Genomic DNA, 22,123 nt, shown 5'->3' with positions numbered 1-22,123 from the left:
TTGATGGGCTTCACGCTCGTTGCTGATGTCGTTAGTACTCTAGACATTAAGATCTCACATTGACCTTGATCAGGCCTATTGAGGCGCTGCTTGTCTTTGACGACCGTTAGCGCTTCGTTTGTTGTGAGACGAGTCTAGGCGACGTATCTCATAAGCTTCAAATATGATATTCCTCTGCATCCATCGGAAACTCATATGGCTTAGGAGGTACGCTTGGACCTGCGCCAGTTGCGGTATTTCATCAAGGTGGTCGAATGCGGCAACATCACCCGCGCCAGTGAAGCGCTGCATATTGCGCAGCCCGCGATCAGCCAGCAGATGCGCAATCTGGAACTGGATATGGATATGCAACTGCTTGAGCGCAGCGTGCATGGCGTGGTCCCCACTGCGGCCGGTCAGACACTTTACCGGCATGCCATCGAACTGCTGCGCCAAGCCGACGGCACCCAGGAACTACTGCGCCAGGACGCCGAATTCCCGCAAGGCAAAGTGTCAGTCGGCATGCCGTCGAGTACGGCTCGGGTGTTGGCGATTCCGCTCGCTCGTACGATTCGCAGTCGATATCCGGGTATCAAGCTGGAGTTGATCGATGCCCCGAGCGCCGACCTGGGGCGCCTGATCACTGTTGGGCGGGTGGCACTTGCGGTGAATGTCGATGCGGTCGAAACCCGGGGCATGGCTTTCCGGCGGCTGTTAACCGAAACGCTGTACTTGGTGGCGTGGCCGGAATTTGCATTATCGGATGAGCCGGTGTCGATTGAGGCATTGGCGAAGATGCCGCTGGTGCTGCCCTGTGCCCCGAACACAATTCGCAGTCGGGTCGAATTTGCACTGCAGGAGGCCGGCCTGAAATGCGAGGTTGAGTTCGAAGCCAATTCCACCGACCTGTTGTTCTCAGCCGTCAAGGCGCAGCTCGGTGTCACGATCCTGCCGTGGGCCGCTGCCCATGTTGAGCTTGTGCAACACAGGCTTAAACTGGCCAGGATCGATCATCGACTGTTCAAGCGGGATCTTTCGCTGTGCTGGCATGACACGGTTGTAGAGAGCAATGCCGTGCAGAAGGTCAAGTCGACCATTTTCGAGCTGTTCGAGGAATTCGGGCGGCAGCCGGGATGGGCAGATGGGCAGTAATGGGGCATTGGATTCTGTACGGTTTTGGGACGGTCGTCGGGGGCAATGATGAGCCTCGTCGAGGCGGCAGGGCTGGCAGAGGCCGATTGTTCTCCGGTCGATGAGTTCGACAAAGAGGCGCTGCGCATCATCAATTATCGCCAAACGGTCGATGGTGCTCCCTCAGTCACGCAAATGGCTGAAGACGTAGCCGTGATCAGATTCTAGGGCTGCTGACCCGCAAGTTCGACGTCGTCGCATCGTCGATGACCATGACCATGACCCCAAAACGCTTTGAGCAAATTGCGTTTACCGACAAGGTTTTCAACGCTCCGGCACGTTTGGTCGTCAAACGCGGATCAGACTTGTTGCCGACACTCGCATCGCTGAAAGACAAACGCGTTGGTGTGGAACAGGGCTCTATCCAGGAAGCTTATGCGAAAGCCGTTTGGGGGTCGAAGGGGGTCGAAATTCTCTCTTATCAGAATCAGGATCAGGTGTACGCCGACCTGGTGGTGGGGCGGCTCGATGCCTCTCTGCAAGTTTCCATTCAAGCTAGCTATGGGTTTATAAATAAACCGGAGGGTAAGGACTACAAGTTTGCGGGTGAACGAGCCCCATGAAAGACAGGACACCGTTTCCCCCTTACGATAAGGGATAGGCAAACGGTTATGTTTATGACTAATAGCAACGATAAGAGTGGTGAGCTTTTGGGCCAGGAGCGGCGGCGCCGCTGGAGCCCAGAGCAAAAACTGGCCATGGTTCGAGAGAGCCTTGAGCCCGGACAAAGCGTTTCGGTGGTGGCCCGGCGCAACGGCATTAATGCCAACCAGTTGTTCCTGTGGCGCAAGCTTTACCAGGACGGCAGCCTGTCGGCGGTCAGTGCTGGCGAGGCCGTGGTGCCGGCCTCCGAGCTGAGTGATGCGCTCAAGCAGATCCGTGAACTGCAACGGATGCTGGGCAAGAAAACGATGGAAGCAGAAATCCTCAAAGAGGCCGTGGAGATTGCCCGGTCGCGAAAATGGATTGCGCACTCACCCTTGTTGCCGGGGGACGACCAGTGAAGCTGGTCAGCGAATGTCTCGGTGTGGCGCGCTCGCAATTAACGGTTCGAATCAAACAATCGGTATCGCCCAAAGTACGGCGAAGCAGACCTGTGGACGATGCTGAGTTGGTGATGGAAATCCAACAGCAAGTCAGCGAGTTGCCCAGCTACGGCTACCGTCGTGTCTGGGGATTACTGCGCCGCGAACGTGAAACCCAGTCGCTGCCAGCGATCAACGTGAAGCGGGTTTACCGGGTCATGCGTGATCACAACTTGTTGCTTGAGCGGCGGATCAAACAGCCCGGTGTGCCGCGTCGGCACGAAGGCCGTATTGCCGTGAAGACCAGCAATACGCGTTGGTGCTCGGACGGCTTTGAGTTCCGCTGCGAGGACGGCGCAAAACTGAGCGTGACCTTCGCCCTGGATTGCTGTGATCGCGAGGCCATCGGCTGGGTCGCGAGCCCGACCGGGTACAGCGGCGATGACATCCGCGATTTGATGCTGGAAAGCGTGGAGAAGCGTTTTGGTGATCAGCTGCCGACAACGCCGGTGCAGTGGCTAAGCGATAACGGCTCGGCATACACGGCCGAACAGACGCGCCTTTTTGCTCGGCAGATCGGCTTGCAACCGGTGACCACGCCAGTTCGCAGCCCGCAGAGCAACGGGATGGCGGAGAGCTTCGTGAAGACGATCAAGCGTGACTACGTGGCGCACATGCCCAAACCGGATCGGGAAACGGCGCTGCGTAACCTGGCAATTGCCTTTGAGCATTACAACGAGCAGCATCCGCACAGTGCCTTGAACTATCGCTCGCCGAGGGAGTTCAGGCGCTTGGCAGCTGCATCAATTTAACGGGGAGTTGGTGTCCGGTTTTGTAGGGGCAAATCCAGCGGGCGCCATGCTGAGTGCCCCGAATTTCTTTGGTGTCGGTGATGGCATCGGCATGTGCAAGAATGATGTGGCGCTGCGTGAAGACTTGAACAAAGCCCTCGCGACCATTCTCGCCAACGGCACTTACACGTGTATCAACAAGAAGTATTTCAATTATGACGTCTACGGCGCTCAATAGAACGGCCCCGATACTTTAAGCAAAGCAGTAGCTTGGACAGCGCTGCTTCAGCGTTACCTTCATCTCACCCTAACAAAAACAAGGAGAGTGAAATGCTTCGGACGGGAGGGTGTCCCTGATTTTGTGTAAACGGGATTTCTATTAAACCGTTAACAGCCGATCTTCAAACTGGATACTGAAGCGATTCAAAGCCGCTTTCCAGTCCCGGATCGGCATTGTCCACTTTTTGCTGATGTTGTTCAGCGCCAGATAAAACAGCTTCATCACCGCCTCGTCGGTCGGAAATGACGCACGCGTTTTGATCACTTTACGCAGGCTCATGTTGATCGATTCGATGGCATTGGTGGTGTAGATCACCTTGCGAATTTCGGCTGGATAGTCAAAAAACGGAATCACCCGAGCCCAGTTTCGTCGCCATGACAGGCTGATCGATTGGTACTCGGCGTCCCATTTGGCTTCAAATTCGCAGAGCCGTTGCTCAGCCAGCTCGGCGGTGGCCGAGGTGTAAATCAGCTTGAGGTCAGCCGCGACTTCCTTCTGCCGTTTCCACGATACGAAGTTCAAACTGTTGCGCACCATGTGCACGATGCACAGCTGAACGACGGCTTTCGGGTAAACCGTTTCAATCGCCTCAGGGAAGCCTTTGAGGCCGTCCACGCAGGCGATGAAGATGTCCTGCACGCCCCGATTCTTGAGTTCGGTCACCACTTGCAGCCAGAATTTGGCGCCTTCGGTTTGCGCGATCCACAAGCCCAGCACCTCTTTGTGACCCGCCATGTTGACGCCGATGGCCAGATAAACCGCCTTGTTGCGCACGGCGCCGGCATCGCGCACTTTGACGTGAATGCAGTCCAGATAGAGGATCGGGTACAGCGCGTCCAGCGGCCGCGCCTGCCAGAGTTTGACCTCATCACTCACCGCGTCGGTAATCGCCGAGATCAGGCTGGGAGAGACCTCGGTGCCGTACATTTCCTGCAAGTGCGCCTGAATTTCTCTGACACTCAAACCGCGAGCGTACAGCGAGATGACTTTGTCATCGAAGCCCGTCCAGCGGGTTTGATGCTTGGCCACCAACTGCGGCTCGAAGGACGCCTGCCGGTCGCGAGGGATGTCGAGCGGCAGTTCGCCGAAGTCGCCCTTCAGGGTTTTACCGCTGTGACCGTTGCGCGCATTGGCGGCGGTGTTGGTGATCGTCGCGCTTTTGTCGTGCCCCAGGTGTTCGGTCATCTCGGCTTCAAGGGCCCGCTCGACCAGCATCTTGGTGAGCTGTTTGAGCAGGCCGTTTTCGCCGATGAGATCTTCGGGCTTTTTGTAATTGGCCAGCAGACTGTCGGCCAGTTTAACCAGTTCAGGATCAGGCTTGACTCGTTTGACTCGTTTGGCTCGCTTGGGTTTTGGCTCGGTCATTGGATTTCCTTGGGGTAGGCAGTCTCCTGCCAAATGACCGTTTACACAAAACTAATTACACCCTCAGGAGGCTTTTTCAGACCATCTTTAGGAAAGTCTTCAACACAAATCGCGTTCTCCGAGACGATACCAGGAATAGGATCACTCTTTCGGATAGCTGACAGCCAGATTCGCGTTTGCACGATATCAGACTTGAGTCCCTGTATTTCCATAATGAGCAGTAGGGTTCTAGAAACCCTGTAATACCCGCAGGCGCCACAGTAACGCTCTTCCCAATCACCGATTGAACGTTGCAAACATGTACGTTGAGCACAAATCAAGCAGCACATTCACCCCTCCTTGGAGCAACCTGAGAAACCTTGTGGTGAGACTCGGGTATTTGAAATAGATACCTGTGCTTAGCTATGAGCGCGCCAAGGCACTCGCGTACGACTCTTCAGGTCGTAATGAAGTGTAGTGGTCTAATGAAACCGGACACCCATTTAGGCGAGAATGCTCGCCAGATCGAGGTGTCAGATGACCAAACAACGCCGTTCCTTTTCTGCTGAATTCAAACGCGAGGCTGCCGAACTCGTGCTCAAGCAAAACTACAGCTACATCGAAGCCAGCCGTTCACTCGGCGTCGGCGAGTCGGCACTACGCCGTTGGGTCGACCAGGTTCAGCAGGAGCGCAAAGGTGTTACCCCGCAGAGCAAAGCGCTGACACCGGAGCAGCAGAAAATCCAGGAGCTGGAAGCCCGGATCGCCCGGCTTGAACGGGAAAAATCGATATTAAAAAAGGCTACCGCGCTCTTGATGTCGGAAGATCACGAGCGTACGCGCTGATCCATCAGCTGAGCGTCCATGAGCCGGTTGATTGGCTATGCAACGTATTTGAAATCAACCGCTCAAGTTACTACGCCCACCGCCTAAAGCGCCGAACGCCGGATGTCGAACGACTTCGGTTGCGCAGCCGGGTGAGCGAGTTGTTTTCACAAAGTCGCAGTGCTGCCGGCAGCCGTAGCATCCTCTCGTTGATGCGTGACGATGGTGAGCAACTCGGTCGGTTCAAAGTGCGCAGCTTGATGCGTGAGCTTGACCTCGTCAGCAAACAGCCAGGTTCTCATGCCTATAAACGAGCGACGGTTGAACGGTTGGATATCCCGAACATCTTGAATCGGGAGTTCGATGTCTCGGCACCCAACCAGGTGTGGTGCGGCGACATCACCTACATTTGTGCTCAGGGGAAATGGCACTATCTGGCTGTCGTGATGGATCTTTGCGCGCGCCGGGTGGTGGGCTGGGCGCTATCGGAAAAGCCGGATGCCGAGCTGGTTATCAAGGCGCTGGATATGGCTTACGAACAACGGGGAAGGCCTCAGGGCCTGCTGTTTCACTCGGATCAAGGGTCGCAGTATGCGAGTCGTTTATTTCGCCAGCGACTGTGGCGTTATCGCATGCGTCAGAGCATGAGTCGTCGGGGGAATTGCTGGGACAACGCGCCGATGGAGCGCGTGTTCCGCAGCTTGAAAACTGAATGGATACCGACCACGGGTTACAGAACTGCTCAAGAAACCCAACGCGATATCAGCCATTTCTTGATGCATCGGTACAACTGGATTCGGCCCCATCAATTCAACGGTGGGCTGGCGCCAGCTCGGGCCGAAGAAAAACTTAACGTCGTGTCCGGGATTAGTTGACCACTACACCGTGACCCACCGCAGTTCTCATAAAGTCTTAGCGAGTTTCTTCCGAATGCTGCTGATGGCTTCGGTGAAGGCGGATGCGTTTTGAGATCCCGGCCAGCAGCGCGAGTGGTCGACCTGACGCCAGGTTGAGGCGCACTCCATTCGGACACCGACTGCACATCGCAAGGCTCGCAGACTGTCAGCAGGACTTATCGTACGATTTTTTCCGTTTTCTCTATGCACCCCATCCAGGTTATCGACAAAGTGCTGATGCCCAAAAGCTAAGCAATGATGCCGACCCTGTGCATCGGGGGCGGCGTCCCCTGCAACGCAGTCGTCTTTTTTTGCTGAGATTTTTCGAGTTGGAGCAGTGAAAGTGAAGCGGTGCCAATTTTGTGTTTTAACGGCGTTTGGAATCGTGGGAATACTGCTAACTGGAGCGTGGTTACGGCATCTTGTGATCGGTTAACCATCGCTTTTTCAATCGATTCAACTGTCCATCGCCTTTCATATTTTCGAGTGCCTGCTTCCAGCGCGCTATCAGGTGGGCGTCGGTTTGCAGCGAGAATGCGATATAGGTTCCTTGTTTCATCAATGGCATCTGATAATGTAAATGGCGACGTTCCATACCCGCCTCATGAGCCAGCGTAGCGAGCGACATCGTGTCAGCGACCACTAAATCTGTCCGTCCCATGCGCAACAGCCGCATCATTTGCTCCGGGGTGTCCACCCCGTACAGATTGGTAAAACCCTGTTTTTTTAGATAATCGTAAGCAAGCCACTTGCGCGGAAGAGTAATTCTTCCCGCAACGCTCGCCTGTTTGAGATTTTGCACTGGTTCCTTGATTCCGCTCCCCGCGTACAATGCTGTTTCTACCTCCATCAATGGGCCGACCCACTGGTATTGGTTCTCCCGCTCGGGTGTTCGCAAGATGATAAATACCCCAACGTCAGGCTCAGTGCTGGCGACATGTAGGGCGCGCAACCAGGGGAGTTGGTCGATGCGTACTTTATCTCCAGTTTGCTCAGCGACAGCCTTCACTAAATCGACGCCAAAGCCCACCAACTCATCACCTTGGAGGAACTGCAGTGGCGGATGGATATCCGTAAGCATCCGAATATCTGCTGCAAGAGTGGAAAAGGTAAAAACGGAGACTAAGCAACCAAGCATGAATTTCATTAAGCAGCCTTAGCGCACTGGGAGAGGCTTCGCGTTTTGCAAGCGAAAATCTTATGTTGTATCAGATTATTTTCTAGTTTATAGCACTGTTCAGAGCATTGCGATTGCGGGAATGCATTATAGATGGATTTAAGTTTAAGATCTGCGTGATCAGAAACTATCTTACTTAGCTGTTTTAGCTGTTTTAGCTGTTTTAGCTGCACAAGTTTTACGATTTGACCTGTAACGAATATTTAATACTTGCTTTTGCGGCGCAGTAGATCGGCAATTAGTTGCATTTCTTCAGAATTACGTGCCCCCTAAAGGGTTGGTCGATGCGTTACTCTGATGACAGCAACTGCGCTGAAGAAAGCCGACTACAATCAGCTTTCGACGTTCGCATAGCACGACCAAAATGCTTGAGCCGAAATGCTGAGTTAGTGATTTCCATATGTTGTTTTTACGTCATGCGGCACCGACACAACTAGCCTGAGCCGTCGTATCAGCTTGCTCGGAGTGGTCGTCGATCCTGTACGTTTTTCGGCGCAACAGCGACTATCGAACTCAATGAGCCCCGCGCTACCTGCGCGCATAATGGTCTATCGACGAGGTGGCGCATCATGCATAGAGAATATTTCTGGATCGGTGGAGCAGGGATAGTGCTGTTGTTGGATCTATGGGCCCTCCACGGTGTTCTGAGTAGCGAAAACTCTCCAGCCATTAAAGGCGTGTGGTCGGCAGTGATCTTGCTGTTACCAATGCTTGGCCTCGCCTTTTGGGGAGCCGCTGGGCCGCTAGGGATTCAAAAAGGGTCGTCATCACCCGAGCACAACCCCCCGGTGTCAGGATAGTTGTCGCCTCTCCGATTTTTCCTGAAAAAGCATATCGGGGGCTGAAAGAGACTACTCGTGCCGTACTATTCACCTGAACGTAGAGCCGCATTACTCAAGATGCTGCTTCCCCCGCTGAGCCTGACGATGGTCGAAGTTTCCCGGCGGGAAGGAGTCAGCGAAATGTCGTTGTCCAACTGGCGTAAACAAGCCAGATCCGAAGGGAATGTAGTGTCCGAATCCAAGCAACCATCAGAGAACTGGACAGCCGAAACCAAGTTCGCCGTCGTCCTTGAAGCCGCCGGTTTGTCAGAAATCGACTTGGGCGAGTATTGCCGACGCAAAGGACTTTATCCCGAGCAGATCGCCACTTGGCGACAGTCGTTTATTAGTGGTCAGAAGTCTGAAAAGGCCCAGCAAAAAGACGACCGCGAACAAACGCGAAAAGACAAGAAGCGCATCCAGGAACTTGAGCGTGAACTGCGCCGCAAAGACAAGGCGCTGGCCGAGACCGCCGCGTTGTTGGTGCTGCGAAAAAAGCTCAACGATTACTGGGGGCTCGACAACGAGGACAGTTGACCTCTTTGCCGGAACGGCAATTGCTGGTGGCCTGGTTGATCGAAGCCATCTTGGCCGGGGCTCGAAAAGTCATGGCGTGCCAGGAAGTGGGGCTCTCGCTCAGAACCTTGCAGCGATGGATGGGGACGCAGGAGCTTCAAGCCGATGCCCGTACTACCACCGTGCGGCCTACGCCGCGCAACGCCTTGAGTGAGATTGAACGGCAAGCCATCGTGACGCTGTGGAACAACCCTACGTATGCCCATCTGCCGCCAAGCCAGATCGTACCGCGCCTGGCTGACGAGGGGCGCTATCTGGCGTCGGAGGCGACGTTTTATCGCGTCTTGCGAGCGGCGGGTCAGCAACAGCATCGCGGTCGTAGCCAGCGACCTCGGCGTTACGCAGTACCGACAACGCATGCAGCCCAAGGGCCTAATCAGGTGTGGTCGTGGGACATCACGTATCTGCCATCGCCGATACGCGGCAAGTTCTACTACCTGTATTTGATCGAAGACATTTACAGCCGCAAGGCGGTGGGCTGGGAGGTTTACGAGGAGGAAAGCGGCGAAAAAGCGGCGGCTTTGCTGCAACGCATCGTGATCGGTGAGCTGTGTTTGCACGAGCCGTTGGTGTTGCACTCAGACAATGGCGCGCCGATGAAACCGGTGACGCTGTTAAGTGTCAACACCGGTTGAAAACTGACCCACCCCGGCGGTGTTTGAGGTCTGTTTATTTCTGTGGCGAGGCCGTTTCTCTCGGCACCACCTTACCTGATTTCAGCTTGTCCTTCAGTCGATAACTCTGTCCGCTGACCTGGACGATATGCGCATGGTGCAGAAGCCGATCCAGCAGCGCAGCGGTCAGTGTCGAGTCGTCCGCGAAGGTCGTTGCCCACTGGCTGAACGGCAAGTTGCTGGTCAGCACCAAGCTGCCATGTTCGTACCGTTTGGCGATCACGTTGAAGAACAAGTTGGCTTCGTCACGGCCGAACGGCAAATAGCCGATCTCATCAATCACCAGCAGTTTCGAGCGTTGAACAACGCGACTGAAATACTGAGCCAGGCGCCCTTGATGGTGCGCGGCGACGAGTTGCAAAGTCAGGTCGGCGGCGGAGATGAATCGGGTCGAAATGCCTGCCATGATCGCCCGATAAGCCAGAGCGCTGGCCAAGTGTGTTTTGCCAACGCCCGAAGGCCCCAGCAGCACGACGTTTTCCTTACGCTCGATGAAGGCCAGCCCGGCCAGTTCCAGGATCTGGCTTTGCGGCGCGCCGCTGGCGAATTTGAAGTCGTATTGTTCAACCGTTTTTACCGCCGGCAGCCCGGACTGTTGCAGCAGCGCTTGCCGCCGCCGCTCGTTTCGAGCGCGATCCTCGCTCAGCAGAAGCTGTTCCAGGAAGTCGGCATAGCTCGTTTCTTTTTCGGCCGCTTGCTGGGCCAGTGCCGGCCAGTCCGTCGCAAAAGTGTCCAGCTTGAACTGTTGGCAAAGAGACTCGATGCGCAGATGTTGAAGGTTCATGGACGTACCTCAAGCAGTGCCTGATAGACCGAAAGCGGATGCTGCAAGCTTTCCACCGGCATGGGTTGGACGACCGAAATCATGCTGCTCGCAACCCCTTGGATCTCTGGCAGGGGCAACAAGTGGTGCACTTCGGTATCCAGTCGGTGTTGCGGTATTTCGCCCGTCGTCGCATGTGTTCGGGCGTTGGCGACCTCCATCAACCAAGGGCCGATCTTGCTGTTCGCGACCTCAACGTCCAACAGCAAGTTGACCTGGTTAAGTGACGCGGCCAGTGGCACTACGAAGCTGTTTTTCAGGTAGTGGTTGAAGCGCTCGACCTTGCCCTTGGTCTGCGCCCGATAAGGCCGGCAGACTTTCGGTGTGAAGCCGTAGCGCTCTGCCAAATTCAATAGCGCAGGATTCCAGCGGTGCTGACCGGGGCCATAAACATCGCGTTCCTGGATGATGGTTTTGGCGTTGTCGAAGAGTAGCTTTCGCGGCGTACCGCCGAAGAAACGCAGCGCCTTTTCGATACCGGAACACCAGGCTGCGGAGTCTTCGCGACGGGAGAAAACGACGTAGGTCGCACGGCTCCAGCCCAACGTTGCAACGAATGCCAACAACGGATCGCGGCCACGCCGAATGACGGTGAAGTCCACCTGCATCTGCTCACCGGGCTCGGTTTCAAAGCGAACGACGGCTTCGTTTGCCTTGGATTTCAAGGTCAACAGAAAGCTGGTGAGGATTGAGTACCCACCTTCGTAACCCTGTTCGCGGATCTCCCTCAACAGCACGATGGCGGGAATCCAATGGGGTCGAGCGGCTTCTACGCGCTGGCGCAGATAGGCCTCGAAAGGCACAAGCTTGCCCACGCGCTGCGCGCGCGGGCCATAGACGACGGGCTGGCGCTGGGCCTGTAATTTGAGGTGGCGTCGAATGGTATTGCGAGAGCAGCCCATCTGCCGGGCGATGGCCCGAATAGACAAACCCTGACGAATAAGAACACTGATTTCCACGTGTTGCTCCTGGGACAGCATGGGCAGCTCGCAAAAGCTGCATTTTGCCCAAGTGGGTCAGTTTTCAACCGGTAGGGTGGGTCAGTTTTGCATCGGTACTGACACATAGGCCACGAACGCTTTGGCGATTTGCATGAGGTTAGGATTCAGGTGGAGCGCAGCCCAATCTATTTTCATAGCCGTTCCGCCGTCGTACCACGTCCAAACGCTCAATCGAGTATCGACGTATCTTGGCTGGTCATTAGTGCGAGTTCGAATCGCAACCTGAGCCGGGCCCTCGAACACGTAGGCCGGAAAAGAGGAGGAGGGTAAAGCGTGTTCTTGATCGGCTGATTTGGTCACGGCGAACCTCCTTAACTGTCAAGTCGGCTCCAGGCTGCCGAGGCACGCTGGGCGTTGTGGAGGTTGGCCGACTCGGCTAGATAACGACTTGCATAACGACGTGGCATCGTCGAAGTGTCAGACCAACCGCAGACTCGCCGGAGTTCGTCCGTGGCCCGCTCGAGGTCATACCCACGCTTCTCGACCAGGTAAGCCAAAAACCGGTCGGCAAAGGTGTGGCGAAAGTCATGCGCGGAAAGTGTAGACAACAACCCCGGATGAGCCAGTTCAATGGTCAGAAACAGCCGATCAAGGACGTTAGACAACGCGCGGATCGACAGCGGGCGACCTCGGTCAGAGATGAACAAATAGTGGTACAGCAATTTCATTGGTCTGCCATTACGTATGAGGCGCCGTTCGCCCTGGATATAGCGCACGTAGACCTCATACAACTGCGCGGAGATACCTACCGTACGTCCGTGTGTTTTCAGCGCAGGCTCTTCAGCGCGCGGGTCGTCCGGGTCATGTTCGCGATCATTGATGCTGACATATGCATGCTGAGAACCCTGATTGATATCCGTGGTGTAGAGCTTCAGAAGCTCTCCGCGACGGATACCAGTCTCCAGCAGCAATTCAATCATTAGCCAATTGCGCAACTGCAGTCGTTCCGGAAACGGATTCTCTGCGTCGCCCGGGCGAATCAGTGTGCGAATGATCTCGAGTTGAGTATCTGTCAGGCTTCGGTAACGAGTGCGGTCCGGCCGAGCATTGATGATATGGCTCTCAAAGCGCCGTTCAATGACGTCGGCGACATCTGCAAATACCACCTTGATGTTAGCCAGGGTGGTTGAGTTCTGACGGGCGCGCGGGATGTAACGGGTGACACACCAGGACAGATACTGCTTTAGCAACCGCAGGTACTGGTCACGGGTACGCGGATCGATCTGCGGAAAAGGTGCCGTTTCCGCTTTGCCGATTCGGGCGACCAGGTTGTCGGCTTGACGGCCGCTTTGGAGCCAGATGGCGTAACCGTCCAGTAAAGCCAGAATCGACTCGAAGTGGCAGGCCAAGATGGCGTCATCAATATTGAGGTCACGGCTTTTGGCATAGCTGTAGAAAGCCTGGATCGCGCGCACATGTGCCGCAGTAGTGTTGTAAGCGCGGTACCTTAACTTGAGTTGAACGTAGATGAACGGGACAAGTATGGGCAACGGCGCCGCATCTCCAGTCTGCACGAGCAGCGGTACACGCTGACCTGAAGAGAAACGGCATTGAATCAGCTTCATCGGCAGCAACCTCATTCAATGACTCGCCATGAACACGAAGTACATGGCCCGTTGAGAGAGTGGACGCCAGAAGCGAGTTTGTCGAATCAGTGCCTTACGAGCCTCATGAACATTTCTAACATGGCATATGGTTTAACATAATATACATTATGCGAACCTTCGTATTCTTACGTGGGGGCCTCGGCGGTCCGATTGAGCGCAGCGTTTCTCGAAAATCAGCCCTGTTTTCAGTTGCATTGCTCACGGCTGATCGCATCTAATCCGTCTCCGGCATTTGACGGCTACTCAGTCGGATGGCGTTCGTATTAAGCAATCAAGGACGTACGTGATGGACAGGAAGATTGTATCTCTGACAATTCTGCTCGCAGCGCTGACCGGCTGCTCCGACCCCAAGAAAGCCAACGAAGAAAACTTCGAAAAAGCTGCTCAGTCTTATTTGGACACTCAGTACCCTCAGTGCTTCGTGGTCACTGAGTTCCCGACTGAAACCAAGGACTTTGACATTACCGGCAACAACAAGGTCCTGCATGCTCTGGCCCAGGTCGGCATCATCAAAGAAGTCGAATTGTCTCGCAAAGAGATTCCCAAAAGCCTCTGGCAAGAACAACGAACCGACATTCGTTACTCGTTCGATCTAACTGATGAAGGTCGCAAGTTCTACAAGAACGACGCGCAAAAACTCATGAACGGAACCACCGCAGGCGGCCTTTGTGTGGGTAAGGCTCAGGTTGTCAGTGTTGATCAATTCAGCGAGCCTGGCGATATGATGGGTCAAAAGATCTCTCGGGTGACTTACTCCTTTAAGGTCCATGATCTACCGGATTGGGCTCGTAACGAGGCGGTCGTAGCTACCATTCGTGGCCTGGCGCCAGTGGTTGCCAGCGAGAAGACTCCCATCAAAGAAACGCGAGCCATGATTCTGACCAACAACGGTTGGGTGCATGAGCGTCTTTTCGGTAAGTGATTGAGTTGCAGGGAACCTATTAGCTGTTCCCTGCTCTCGTTTTTATATCACGAAAAATTATAACTAATCTAAATAGCTCTTTAGTAGAGCTAGCTATTTAGTGCCGGGACGCACGGTATTGCCCTCGCCCACAGCCGCTATGTCGATAATTTTTGTTCACACCCCACTCGTGTTTGCAACACGAGCGGTGCGAATAAACAAGGCGCGCACCTTCTCCCAGAAATCCCCCCCCAGCACAAAAAAGCTGCCGATCAGCATTGCGTCGCCCAACGCTTGAAGCTGCCAGAGGTTGGGCCTGAGTCCAGGCCAAAGGCTGTCGATGTAGGGTTCAAGAAGGGATGAGATCAGCGGCAAACAAAACATGACGATGCCGATTCTATGACGAACCGGCCCCACTTCAAGATCGGGTTTGGGCGCGAGTGTGGACACGTAACCGAACACGTTGCGTTTGAGTTGCTGGAAGCCCGACTTGCCCATGATGGTGATGACAAGAATCAGCAGGACCTTGTTGCTGATGAACAGCACGCCGGTCAGCGCAGCGATCTTTGAGCCAGGTACACCGGCCGCTGCTGCGACAGGCACCATCAGCCAGGACCCCAACATCAAGCAGATTATGGCTATTCCCATTTTGAAGCGCCAGCCGGCTGAATCGGGTTCAACACTACCCTGAGTGGTATTCATGATCGTCGTACCTTTTTGGCCGGTCGCAGGAGATGTGAAGAGGCTTGAAAAGCGTAGCAGCCGTTCGCCCATTCGGGCGGCTATGCTCCAGTGATCGTCGTTGGTCGGGAAATGCGTAATGCATCCAAGTAGACCCCTGCTGAATCGGCCAGGCCAGCTCCTGCTGCTGGGTGTATTTGGCATCAGTGGTTGCGTACGGCTGGGCCCGGACTTCCAGTCGCCCGGCGAAGAATGGGTCAAGCACTGGAACACCCCTGCCCTTGAACAATCCAGCCAACGCGGGCTTAACCCGGACATGCGTCAGTGGTGGCAAGTCTTCGCCGATCCGGTTCTCGACCAACTGATTGCCGACTCGGATGCTCACAACGCCAGCCTTAAGATCGCCGGCCTGCACGTGATGGAAGCCCGTGCCCAGCTGGGCATCGCCCAAAGCGGGCATTATCCGCAACTGCAGCAGGCCAGCGTCGATAGTCTGTACTTCAATCGAAAACAAACGGGCGGCATCAATCCGCAGAACAGCCATTTCTGGCAATACAGTGCCGGTTTTGACATTGGCTGGGAGCTGGACTTCTGGGGACGCTTCAGTCGCGCCATCGAGTCGTCCGATGCCAGTTACTTCGCCGCCCAGGCCAACTATGAAGACGTGCTCGTGCTGTTGCGGGCGCAAGTGGCCGACACCTACTTCTCGCTGCGCACCACCGAAGCGCGTTTGCGCGTCGCCCGGGAAAACGCCAGGCAGCAAAAGCGCAGCTTCGAGATCACCGAGAAGTTGTTCAACAGCGGTCAGACTGCCGAGCTCGACCTGCAACAAGCCAAGACCCAGTACCTGGGCACGCTGAGCACTATCCCCAATCTCGAAGACCAGTTGTTGCGCACCCGCAATGCGTTGGCCGTGTTGATCGGTCAGCCGCCCGGCGCTCTGCCGCTGCTGTTGGAAAATGAAGGATTGATCCCGCTGGTCGACCGTGCCGTGTTGCAGGAAGTACCGGCCAATCTGCTGCTGCGTCGGCCCGACGTGCGCGCCGCCGAGCTCAATGTCGCGGCCCAGTCGGCGCTGATCGGCGTGGCCGAAAGCGATTACTACCCGTCACTGACCTTGTTGGGCAGTATCGTCTGGTCGGCCGACACGCTGAAGGGTACTTCCAAAAGCCTGGACTTGATCGGCGGCCCCAGTCTGCGCTGGAACCTGTTCGACCACGGCCAGATCAGCAACAACCTGCGCGTTCAGGATGCCCGTTTGCAGCAACTGATCGAGGCCTACCGCGACAAGGTTCGTCAGGCTGCACGTGAGGCTGACGACGCCGCCAGCGGCCTGATCAAATCACTGGAGCGTGAACGAATCCTGCGTGAGGCCGAAGTGGCAGCCAAGCGCTCGCTGGTGTTGGCCAGTTCGCTGTACCGCGAGGGGTATTCGGACTTCCAGCGGGTGCTGGATGCGCAGCGCGTGCTGCTCGAACAGCAGGACAACTACTTGATCGCTCGCAGCAACGCGGTGAGCAATGTGATTGCGCTGTACAAATCCCTGGGCGGCGGTTGGTACAGCTCCCAGCCGAACGTTGACTACCTTACCCGCAAGCAGATGGAAAAACGCACGGACTGGGGCGATCTGATGAATGAGCCTACCGCTGCGCAGCCAGCCTTTCCCATCCCACAGAAGGTAAGAAAAGATGAGTGAAGCCGCGCAGCTTTCCCCCGACGCGCCCTCCTCCAAGGCGCCAGCGCCGGCCCCCGACTCGGCCAAAAAAGGCATCAAGTGGGTGTTGCTATTGATCATCCTGAGCCTGGCCTGGTACCTGTTGGCGGACCGCTTCACACCCTATACGCAGCAGGCACGGGTGGGTGCCTTTGTGATTCCGGTGGCCGCGGAAGTGGCAGCCCGAGTGACCCGTGTAAACGTGCGTAACAACCAGGACGTCAAGGCCGGCGAAGTGCTTTTTGAGGTGGACTCTCAGCCCTATCAGATTGCCGTCGATCGCGCGCGCGCTGACCTTGAGTCGACACGCCGGCAGATCGGTGCCAGCACTGCTGGAATCGCGTCGGCGCAAGCGTCGTTGCGTGCTGCTCAGGCCAACGAACGCAAGGCCCGGCAGGACAATCAGCGTCTTGAAAGTTTGTATCGCGAAGACCCGGGTACCGTATCGGTGCGCCTGCTTGAAGTGTCCCGCGCCAACCATGAACAGGCGGTCAGCCAAGTGGCCGCCGCCCGTGCCGAAGTTCTGCGTGCGCAAGAGCAGGAAGGTGGCAGCGACGAAGAGAACGCCCTGCTGCGCAGCGCCGCCACGGCACTCTCAAAAGCCGAACTGGACTTGGCCAATACGCAGATTCGCGCGCGCTCGGCCGGCCTGATCACGGACCTGCGCACTGACGTTGGGCAATTCGCAGCGGCCGGTAGCCCGGTCATGACCCTGATCGCCATCCGCGATGTGTGGATCAGTGCGGACATGACCGAGAACAATCTCGGTCTGGTGAAGCCCGATACTGCGGTGGCGATTGCGCTGGATGCGTTGCCAGGCCAGATTTTCGAGGGCCGCGTGCGCAGTGTCGGTTACGGCGTCAGCGTGGGCCAGACGCCCGCGGCCGGCACCCTGCCCAGTGTGCAGAACAGTCGTGACTGGCTGCGTCCGGCCCAGCGCTTCCCGGTAATCATCGAGTTTTCCCAAGACTCAATGAACACACTGCGTGACAGTCGCGCCATCCGTGCCGGAGGGCAGGCCGAAGTCATGGCCTTCCCCACCCAGGGCAACCCGCTCAACCCGCTTGGTCGCGTGTTCCTGGGACTGATGAGTTGGCTGTCCTATGCCTACTGAACGCACACCCCAGGCTCAACGCGCACTACGCATCGCCACCGGCACGGCGTTGTGCCTGGCGACCAGTTTCGGCCTGGGTTTGCCGATCCCGTTTATCGCGCCAGTGCTGTGCTTGCTGCTGCTGGCCACGCTCAATCGTGCGCTGCCCTTCAAGGCCGCATTAGTACTCGCACTGGTGGCGATGTTGACGACCGGCAACGGCTTGCTGCTGATTCCGATCCTGCGTTACTACCCCGTCAGCGGTGTGCTGCTGATCGGCGCCAGTCTGTTCCTGGCTTTTCGTTTTGGACTGCGTGGCGGTAACAACCTGATCGTCACTTTTTTAGTGATTGGCCTGACCATGATCTCTTCGGCCGGTGTGGCGGATTTTGATTTGGCCGCGATGGTCATCGGTGCGTTGGTCAAGGGATTGCTCCTGGCCGTCGTAGTGCTGGCACTCAGTCATTGGCTGTTTCCCGAGCCGATCAATGCCCCGTCACCACCACCCCCTCCAGTTCTACCGGACGAAGAAGTCGGTCGAGTGGCTCTGCGTGCCACCCTGATCGTGCTGCCGACATTCCTGCTGGCGCTGATCGATCCGGCCAGTTATCTGCCGATCATCTTGAAGGCGGTCAGCCTGGGTCAGCAAAGCTCGACGACGACCACACGCCATGCCGGCCGTGAACTGGTCGGCTCAACGTTGCTCGGTGGCTTGCTGGCCATTCTGTTCTGGTGTGCCCTCAGCCTGTTTGTACATCTGTGGATGTTCTTTTTGTGGATGCTGCTGTTTGGCCTGGTGCTGGCGCGCAAGCTGTATGGCCTGAGCCCCACTCGGTTGAGCCCTGGGTTCTGGCTCAACAGCCTGATCACGATGATTATTTTGTTGGGTCAGTCGGTTCAGGACAGCGCGGCGGGCAAGGACGTTTACACGGCCTTCGCCGTGCGTATGGGGCTGTTCATCGTTGTGACGCTGTATGCCGACTTGATGGTGCATTTGCTCGATCAGCGTCAGCCCAAAAATGCTCAAGGATTAACCTGATACCCCTTCCCTTGCAGGCAACTGGTATAGGCCGTTGAACTGGTCGCAGCACTGGTTTTGTGCTGCGCCCGGCGTTCCTGACGCTGGCGCGAGCCACCTACCACCGCGCCCGCTGCCGCCGTCCCTTTTGCCTGGTTCTGGCGATAGTCCTGCTTCACGTCATCATCGACGCGATCATAAAACTCGTCATGCTGACGGCCGCGCACCTGCGCGCCCGCAGCCCCTGCGGCAGCGCCTACAGCGGCTCCCTTCAGTCTTCCACCGGCAGGAGGCGGTGCAGTCGAGGCGCTCTGACTGGCCGCGATGTTGTGGCAATCGGTGATGTCCTCTTGGGTTTGTTGCGAACTCTGCCCTTTCATCGGCACGACCGTTTCCGCCCACCCCTGGATCGAGGAAACCGACAGTGCAATGCACAGGCTAATTGACGACAACGTTCTCATGATGACCTCCTAAAGAGCCCTTGCTACTCCACACACCGTTATTCTGAATCGAGCTCAACGCAGAAGATTGTAGATCACCCCTCCTCTCCTCTCACTTCGCCAGGGCAGCGATCCTCGGCGGCGATGGCTTGCGCAAGTTGAATATCATCCCGGGAAATCTGCTGAATGCGCTCCTGGCACTGTTGATCGGTATTTATCTGATTCGATCGCTGCGCAGATGGCTGGATAACGAGTTCCTGCCGAAAACCGACATGGACCCCGGCATGGGTGCGTCGTTGAGCACCCTGTTCAGTAATATCGGGTCAATGTCAGGGCCACCGAGATACAGCTCAGTGATCGCTCGATCGTGATCGTCCCCAACTCCCAGCTGATTTCCCAAAACCTGCGCAATGTGACCTTGGGCGGTAGCGCCCAAGGAGTGGCGACACTCGAACTGGTGTTCCCTCTGGATATCGACCCCGAGCAAGTCAGAACCCTGCTGTACACCGCCTATTGCGAACATGAAACCATCCTCGACAAACCCGCCCCCGTTGTTCGATTCAGCAATCTGAGCCCTGAAGGCATCACATTAACCATCACCGGGTATGTCAGCAGTCCAAGGATTGTCAGTACGACCAAGAGCGACCTGCTCTTTGAGATCCTGAAGCGATTGAGTGCGGCCGGCATCGAATTGGCCAAGCCTGCCCCTGCACCATGACATTAACGACTGCGCTTCAGCGTTTCACTCGGCAATTCCTTAAATAACGCCCGATAACTGCTGGAAAATCTTCCTAAATGCCAGAACGACCAATGCATCGCGACTTCGGCAACGGTAGTCTCCATCGCTGTACGGCTGAGCAATTCTCGGCGCGCACTGTTGAGTCGACGCAAGCGCAGCCAATGGGTCGGGGTCATCCCGGTATAAGCCTTGAACGCATGCTGCAACTGCCGCAGTGACACCTCGGCGACCTGAGAAAGCTCCAGCAGGTTCAGGGTTTCTTCCGGGGCATCGGCCGCCCATTCACCGATGCGCTTCATCACCGATCGCTCTTCGGTGCGGCGCTGTAGACCTCCGCGATCAAGGCAAACACACGCGTTGTCGAGGATGTACAGGCAGTCTTCCAGCAACTGCTGGGTCAACGCCTCCTTGCTCGGCGGATCGAGCGTCTGCGTCAGTCGGGTCAACGTGCCGCTAAGCCAGCGACTGAACAGCGCGTTCTGTCCCGAGTTCAGTGGCACCATGAACAGGCCTTCGAGCCTGGCCACATTCAGACCGTGACGCTGAACGAACGCCGGACCGAACACCACGGCGATTTCCTGGTAGTTCTCCGGGGTGATCCAGATGTTGCGGCTCTCACCATTCAACACGTAAAGCGCGTTGTCGCTGCGATCGAAACAGAACGCCAGCGAGCCTTCAGGGGCGCTGAAATTCTGTTCGACCCGCGTGTTCATGTGTTCCTCGTAAATCTCCACGCCTTGCAGGTCCAGATAGCGCACCCTCCCTGCGAAATGTCCCGGCGACATTTGCTGATAATGCTGTACCCAACCCGGTGTGGCGCGGATTTGCTCGGCCACGTTGGCGGTGTTGAACGCTTGGACTTGTAAGGGATTGCACGTTGTCATGGGTGACCTTACGCACTCGTTTGGTGCGTTTTGGTGCTGCTGAAAGTGGATAGATAGAACGTCAAGGCTCGCCCAAGATAGTCGTCAACGCGCCATAGGGGAAGTGTGTGGTGGATGAAACCAGCCTCCCCGGCGTTAATAAAACCAATAACGAGGTCTTTATGAATGTCCCTTTCGATCAGCTGCTCACGTGGCTGAAAGATCACAAAATTACCGAAGTCGAGTGTGTGGTCAGCGACTTGACCGGCATTGCACGCGGCAAAATTGCACCCACCAACAAGTTCCTGCATGAGCGAGGCATGCGCCTGCCGGAAAGTGTGCTGTTGCAAACGGTAACCGGGGACTTTGTCGACGATGACATCTACTACGACCTGCTCGACCCCGCTGACATCGACATGGTTTGCAAGCCCGTTTCCGACGCGGTTTACGTGATTCCATGGGCCATCGAACCCACCGCTATCGTGATTCACGACACCTTCGACAAGTTCGGCAACCCGATCGAGCTGTCGCCGCGCAACGTACTGAAGAAAGTCCTGCAGCTGTACACCGACAAAGGCTGGCGGCCAATTGTCGCGCCGGAAATGGAGTTCTACCTGACCCAGCGCTGCGAAGATCCGGACTTGCCGCTCAAGGCGCCGCTGGGTCGTTCGGGGCGTGCGGAAAGTGGTCGTCAATCGTTTTCCATCGACGCCGCCAACGAATTCGACCCGCTGTTTGAAGACGTTTACGACTGGTGCGAACTTCAGGGTCTGGACCTCGATACCTTGATCCACGAGGACGGCCCGGCGCAGATGGAAATCAACTTCCGTCATGGCGACGCACTGGACCTGGCCGACCAGATCACCGTATTCAAGCGAACCCTGCGCGAGGCGGCCCTCAAGCACAACGTCACCGCGACCTTCATGGCCAAACCGATTGGCGATGAGCCCGGCAGCGCCATGCATATCCACCAGAGCGTCGTGGACATCGCCACCGGCCAGCCGATCTTTGCCGATGCCGACGGGCAGATGAGCGAACTGTTCCTGCACCACATCGGTGGCCTGCAAAAATACATTCCCAAAGTGCTGCCGATGTTCGCGCCCAACGTCAATTCGTTCCGTCGCTTTTTGCCGGACACTTCGGCGCCGGTGAACGTCGAATGGGGCGAAGAAAACCGTACCGTGGGCCTGCGCGTGCCGACCTCCACGCCAGACGCGATGCGCGTGGAAAACCGTTTGCCGGGGGCCGACGCCAACCCTTATCTGGCCATCGCCGCGAGCCTGTTGTGCGGTTACCTGGGCATGGTCGAGCGCATCGAGCCCAGCGCTGCGGTGCAAGGTCGCGCCTATGAACGGCGCAACCTGCGCCTGCCGATCACCATCGAAGACGCTCTGACGCAGATGGAGGAGTGCGAAACCGTCGGGCGCTATCTGGGCAGCAAATTCGTCCGCGGATACGTGGCAGTCAAGCGCGCCGAACATGAGAACTTCAAGCGCGTGATCAGCTCGTGGGAGCGTGAGTTTCTGCTGCTCAGCGTCTAGCACTTGATCGTTCCCACGCTCTGCGTGGGAACGCCTCACCGGACGCTCCGCGTCCGTTTTGGGACGCAGAGCGTCCCGGGCTGCATTCCCACGCAGAGCGTGGGAACGATCATTCAAAGAGGT

General features: G+C 56.5%; 19 protein-coding genes and 4 pseudogenes. 14 read left to right on the top strand and 9 right to left on the bottom strand.

Annotated features, from left to right (window positions below; genetic code table 11):
* Positions 1 to 213: 213 nt before the first annotated feature.
* The 5 genes and pseudogenes from ACYZTU_RS14675 to ACYZTU_RS14655 all read left to right on the top strand — a co-directional run.
* Positions 214 to 1,131 (top strand): LysR substrate-binding domain-containing protein, encoded by a 918-nt coding sequence (locus tag ACYZTU_RS14675; RefSeq protein WP_461963765.1) that lies wholly within the window; start codon positions 214 to 216, stop codon positions 1,129 to 1,131.
* Between the two features lie 45 nt (positions 1,132 to 1,176).
* The gene (locus ACYZTU_RS14670) at positions 1,177 to 1,338 is read left to right on the top strand and encodes a hypothetical protein (RefSeq protein ID WP_461963763.1); all 162 of its coding nucleotides are present in this window, start codon (positions 1,177 to 1,179) and stop codon (positions 1,336 to 1,338) included.
* Positions 1,332 to 1,718, top strand: a pseudogene (locus ACYZTU_RS14665) (transporter substrate-binding domain-containing protein); the annotation flags it as partial. The gene ACYZTU_RS14670 and the pseudogene ACYZTU_RS14665, both read left to right, overlap by 7 nt.
* Before the next feature lie 69 nt (positions 1,719 to 1,787).
* A protein-coding gene (locus tag ACYZTU_RS14660) for an IS3 family transposase (RefSeq protein ID WP_461963761.1) occupies positions 1,788 to 3,007 on the top strand; the annotation gives its coding sequence in 2 pieces (ribosomal slippage) (positions 1,788 to 2,133 and positions 2,133 to 3,007; 1,221 coding nt in all).
* A 37-nt stretch (positions 3,008 to 3,044) separates the two neighbouring features.
* Positions 3,045 to 3,224, top strand: a pseudogene (locus ACYZTU_RS14655) (ABC transporter substrate-binding protein); the annotation flags it as partial.
* A gap of 141 nt (positions 3,225 to 3,365) precedes the next feature.
* Here ACYZTU_RS14655 and ACYZTU_RS14650 read toward each other — a convergent pair.
* The gene (locus tag ACYZTU_RS14650) at positions 3,366 to 4,631 is read right to left on the bottom strand and encodes an IS256 family transposase (protein WP_461963759.1); all 1,266 of its coding nucleotides are present in this window, start codon (positions 4,629 to 4,631) and stop codon (positions 3,366 to 3,368) included.
* A gap of 516 nt (positions 4,632 to 5,147) precedes the next feature.
* Here ACYZTU_RS14650 and ACYZTU_RS14645 point away from each other — a divergent pair.
* Positions 5,148 to 6,310 (top strand): IS3 family transposase gene (locus ACYZTU_RS14645; RefSeq protein WP_461963757.1). Its coding sequence is split into 2 segments (ribosomal slippage): positions 5,148 to 5,403 and positions 5,403 to 6,310, totalling 1,164 coding nucleotides; the frame shifts between segments, so codons are not numbered across the junction.
* A 433-nt stretch (positions 6,311 to 6,743) separates the two neighbouring features.
* On the opposite strand, the gene ACYZTU_RS14640 is transcribed toward ACYZTU_RS14645, so the two are convergent.
* Positions 6,744 to 7,478, bottom strand: a complete 735-nt coding sequence (locus ACYZTU_RS14640; RefSeq protein WP_461963754.1) for a substrate-binding periplasmic protein — start codon at positions 7,476 to 7,478, stop codon at positions 6,744 to 6,746.
* Between the two features lie 599 nt (positions 7,479 to 8,077).
* Here ACYZTU_RS14640 and ACYZTU_RS14635 point away from each other — a divergent pair.
* The gene (locus ACYZTU_RS14635; RefSeq protein ID WP_461963752.1) at positions 8,078 to 8,308 is read left to right on the top strand and encodes a PLDc N-terminal domain-containing protein; all 231 of its coding nucleotides are present in this window, start codon (positions 8,078 to 8,080) and stop codon (positions 8,306 to 8,308) included.
* A gap of 99 nt (positions 8,309 to 8,407) precedes the next feature.
* A pseudogene (locus tag ACYZTU_RS14630) lies at positions 8,408 to 9,525 on the top strand (DDE-type integrase/transposase/recombinase); the annotation flags it as partial.
* Positions 9,526 to 9,574: 49 nt separating this feature from the next.
* Here the strand turns inward: ACYZTU_RS14630 and istB are convergent.
* From istB to ACYZTU_RS14610, 4 genes are read right to left on the bottom strand one after another with little or no spacing between them, the layout of a single operon-like run.
* Positions 9,575 to 10,363 (bottom strand): IS21-like element helper ATPase IstB, encoded by a 789-nt coding sequence (gene istB / locus ACYZTU_RS14625; protein WP_461963750.1) that lies wholly within the window; start codon positions 10,361 to 10,363, stop codon positions 9,575 to 9,577.
* Complete coding sequence (gene istA, locus ACYZTU_RS14620) at positions 10,360 to 11,382, bottom strand: IS21 family transposase (RefSeq protein WP_461963748.1); 1,023 nt, start codon at positions 11,380 to 11,382, stop codon at positions 10,360 to 10,362. The genes istB and istA overlap by 4 nt, the downstream gene beginning before the upstream one ends.
* Positions 11,383 to 11,442: 60 nt before the next feature.
* Positions 11,443 to 11,703: a hypothetical protein gene (locus tag ACYZTU_RS14615; RefSeq protein WP_461963746.1), complete on the bottom strand. Its 261-nt coding sequence runs from the start codon at positions 11,701 to 11,703 to the stop codon at positions 11,443 to 11,445.
* 11 nt (positions 11,704 to 11,714) lie between these two features.
* The gene (locus ACYZTU_RS14610; protein ID WP_461963744.1) at positions 11,715 to 12,968 is read right to left on the bottom strand and encodes a tyrosine-type recombinase/integrase; all 1,254 of its coding nucleotides are present in this window, start codon (positions 12,966 to 12,968) and stop codon (positions 11,715 to 11,717) included.
* 328 nt (positions 12,969 to 13,296) lie between these two features.
* On the opposite strand from ACYZTU_RS14610, the gene ACYZTU_RS14605 reads away from it, so the two are divergent.
* Complete coding sequence (locus tag ACYZTU_RS14605; protein WP_461971040.1) at positions 13,297 to 13,932, top strand: hypothetical protein; 636 nt, start codon at positions 13,297 to 13,299, stop codon at positions 13,930 to 13,932.
* Between the two features lie 156 nt (positions 13,933 to 14,088).
* On the opposite strand, the gene ACYZTU_RS14600 is transcribed toward ACYZTU_RS14605, so the two are convergent.
* On the bottom strand, positions 14,089 to 14,613 hold the full coding sequence (locus ACYZTU_RS14600) for a transporter suffix domain-containing protein (protein WP_461963742.1): 525 nt from the start codon (positions 14,611 to 14,613) through the stop codon (positions 14,089 to 14,091).
* A 118-nt stretch (positions 14,614 to 14,731) separates the two neighbouring features.
* Between ACYZTU_RS14600 and ACYZTU_RS14595 the strand changes: the two genes are divergently transcribed.
* The 3 genes from ACYZTU_RS14595 to ACYZTU_RS14585 are packed head-to-tail and all read left to right on the top strand — an operon-like array spanning position 14,732 to position 18,438.
* Positions 14,732 to 16,288, top strand: coding sequence for an efflux transporter outer membrane subunit (locus tag ACYZTU_RS14595; RefSeq protein ID WP_461963740.1), 1,557 nt, complete (start codon positions 14,732 to 14,734; stop codon positions 16,286 to 16,288).
* Complete coding sequence (locus tag ACYZTU_RS14590) at positions 16,281 to 17,420, top strand: HlyD family secretion protein (protein ID WP_461963738.1); 1,140 nt, start codon at positions 16,281 to 16,283, stop codon at positions 17,418 to 17,420. The genes ACYZTU_RS14595 and ACYZTU_RS14590 overlap by 8 nt, the downstream gene beginning before the upstream one ends.
* Positions 17,410 to 18,438, top strand: a complete 1,029-nt coding sequence (locus tag ACYZTU_RS14585; protein ID WP_461963736.1) for a DUF2955 domain-containing protein — start codon at positions 17,410 to 17,412, stop codon at positions 18,436 to 18,438. The genes ACYZTU_RS14590 and ACYZTU_RS14585 overlap by 11 nt, the downstream gene beginning before the upstream one ends.
* Here ACYZTU_RS14585 and ACYZTU_RS14580 read toward each other — a convergent pair.
* A complete protein-coding gene (locus ACYZTU_RS14580) occupies positions 18,423 to 18,878 on the bottom strand; it encodes a hypothetical protein (RefSeq protein ID WP_461963734.1) in 456 nt (151 codons plus the stop codon). The genes ACYZTU_RS14585 and ACYZTU_RS14580 overlap by 16 nt on opposite strands.
* 107 nt (positions 18,879 to 18,985) lie before the next feature.
* Between ACYZTU_RS14580 and ACYZTU_RS14575 the strand changes: the two are divergent.
* Positions 18,986 to 19,575: pseudogene (locus ACYZTU_RS14575) on the top strand (mechanosensitive ion channel family protein); the annotation flags it as partial.
* Positions 19,576 to 19,577: 2 nt separating this feature from the next.
* On the opposite strand, the gene ACYZTU_RS14570 reads toward ACYZTU_RS14575, so the two are convergent.
* Positions 19,578 to 20,480: a helix-turn-helix domain-containing protein gene (locus tag ACYZTU_RS14570; RefSeq protein WP_461963731.1), complete on the bottom strand. Its 903-nt coding sequence runs from the start codon at positions 20,478 to 20,480 to the stop codon at positions 19,578 to 19,580.
* A 161-nt stretch (positions 20,481 to 20,641) separates the two neighbouring features.
* On the opposite strand from ACYZTU_RS14570, the gene ACYZTU_RS14565 reads away from it, so the two are divergent.
* On the top strand, positions 20,642 to 22,000 hold the full coding sequence (locus ACYZTU_RS14565; protein ID WP_415767545.1) for a glutamine synthetase family protein: 1,359 nt from the start codon (positions 20,642 to 20,644) through the stop codon (positions 21,998 to 22,000).
* Positions 22,001 to 22,123 lie beyond the last annotated feature (123 nt).

The sequence above is a fragment of the Pseudomonas sp. HLT2-19-2 genome, from assembly GCF_054898005.1.
This window is presented reverse-complemented; position numbering and strand designations above follow the sequence as displayed.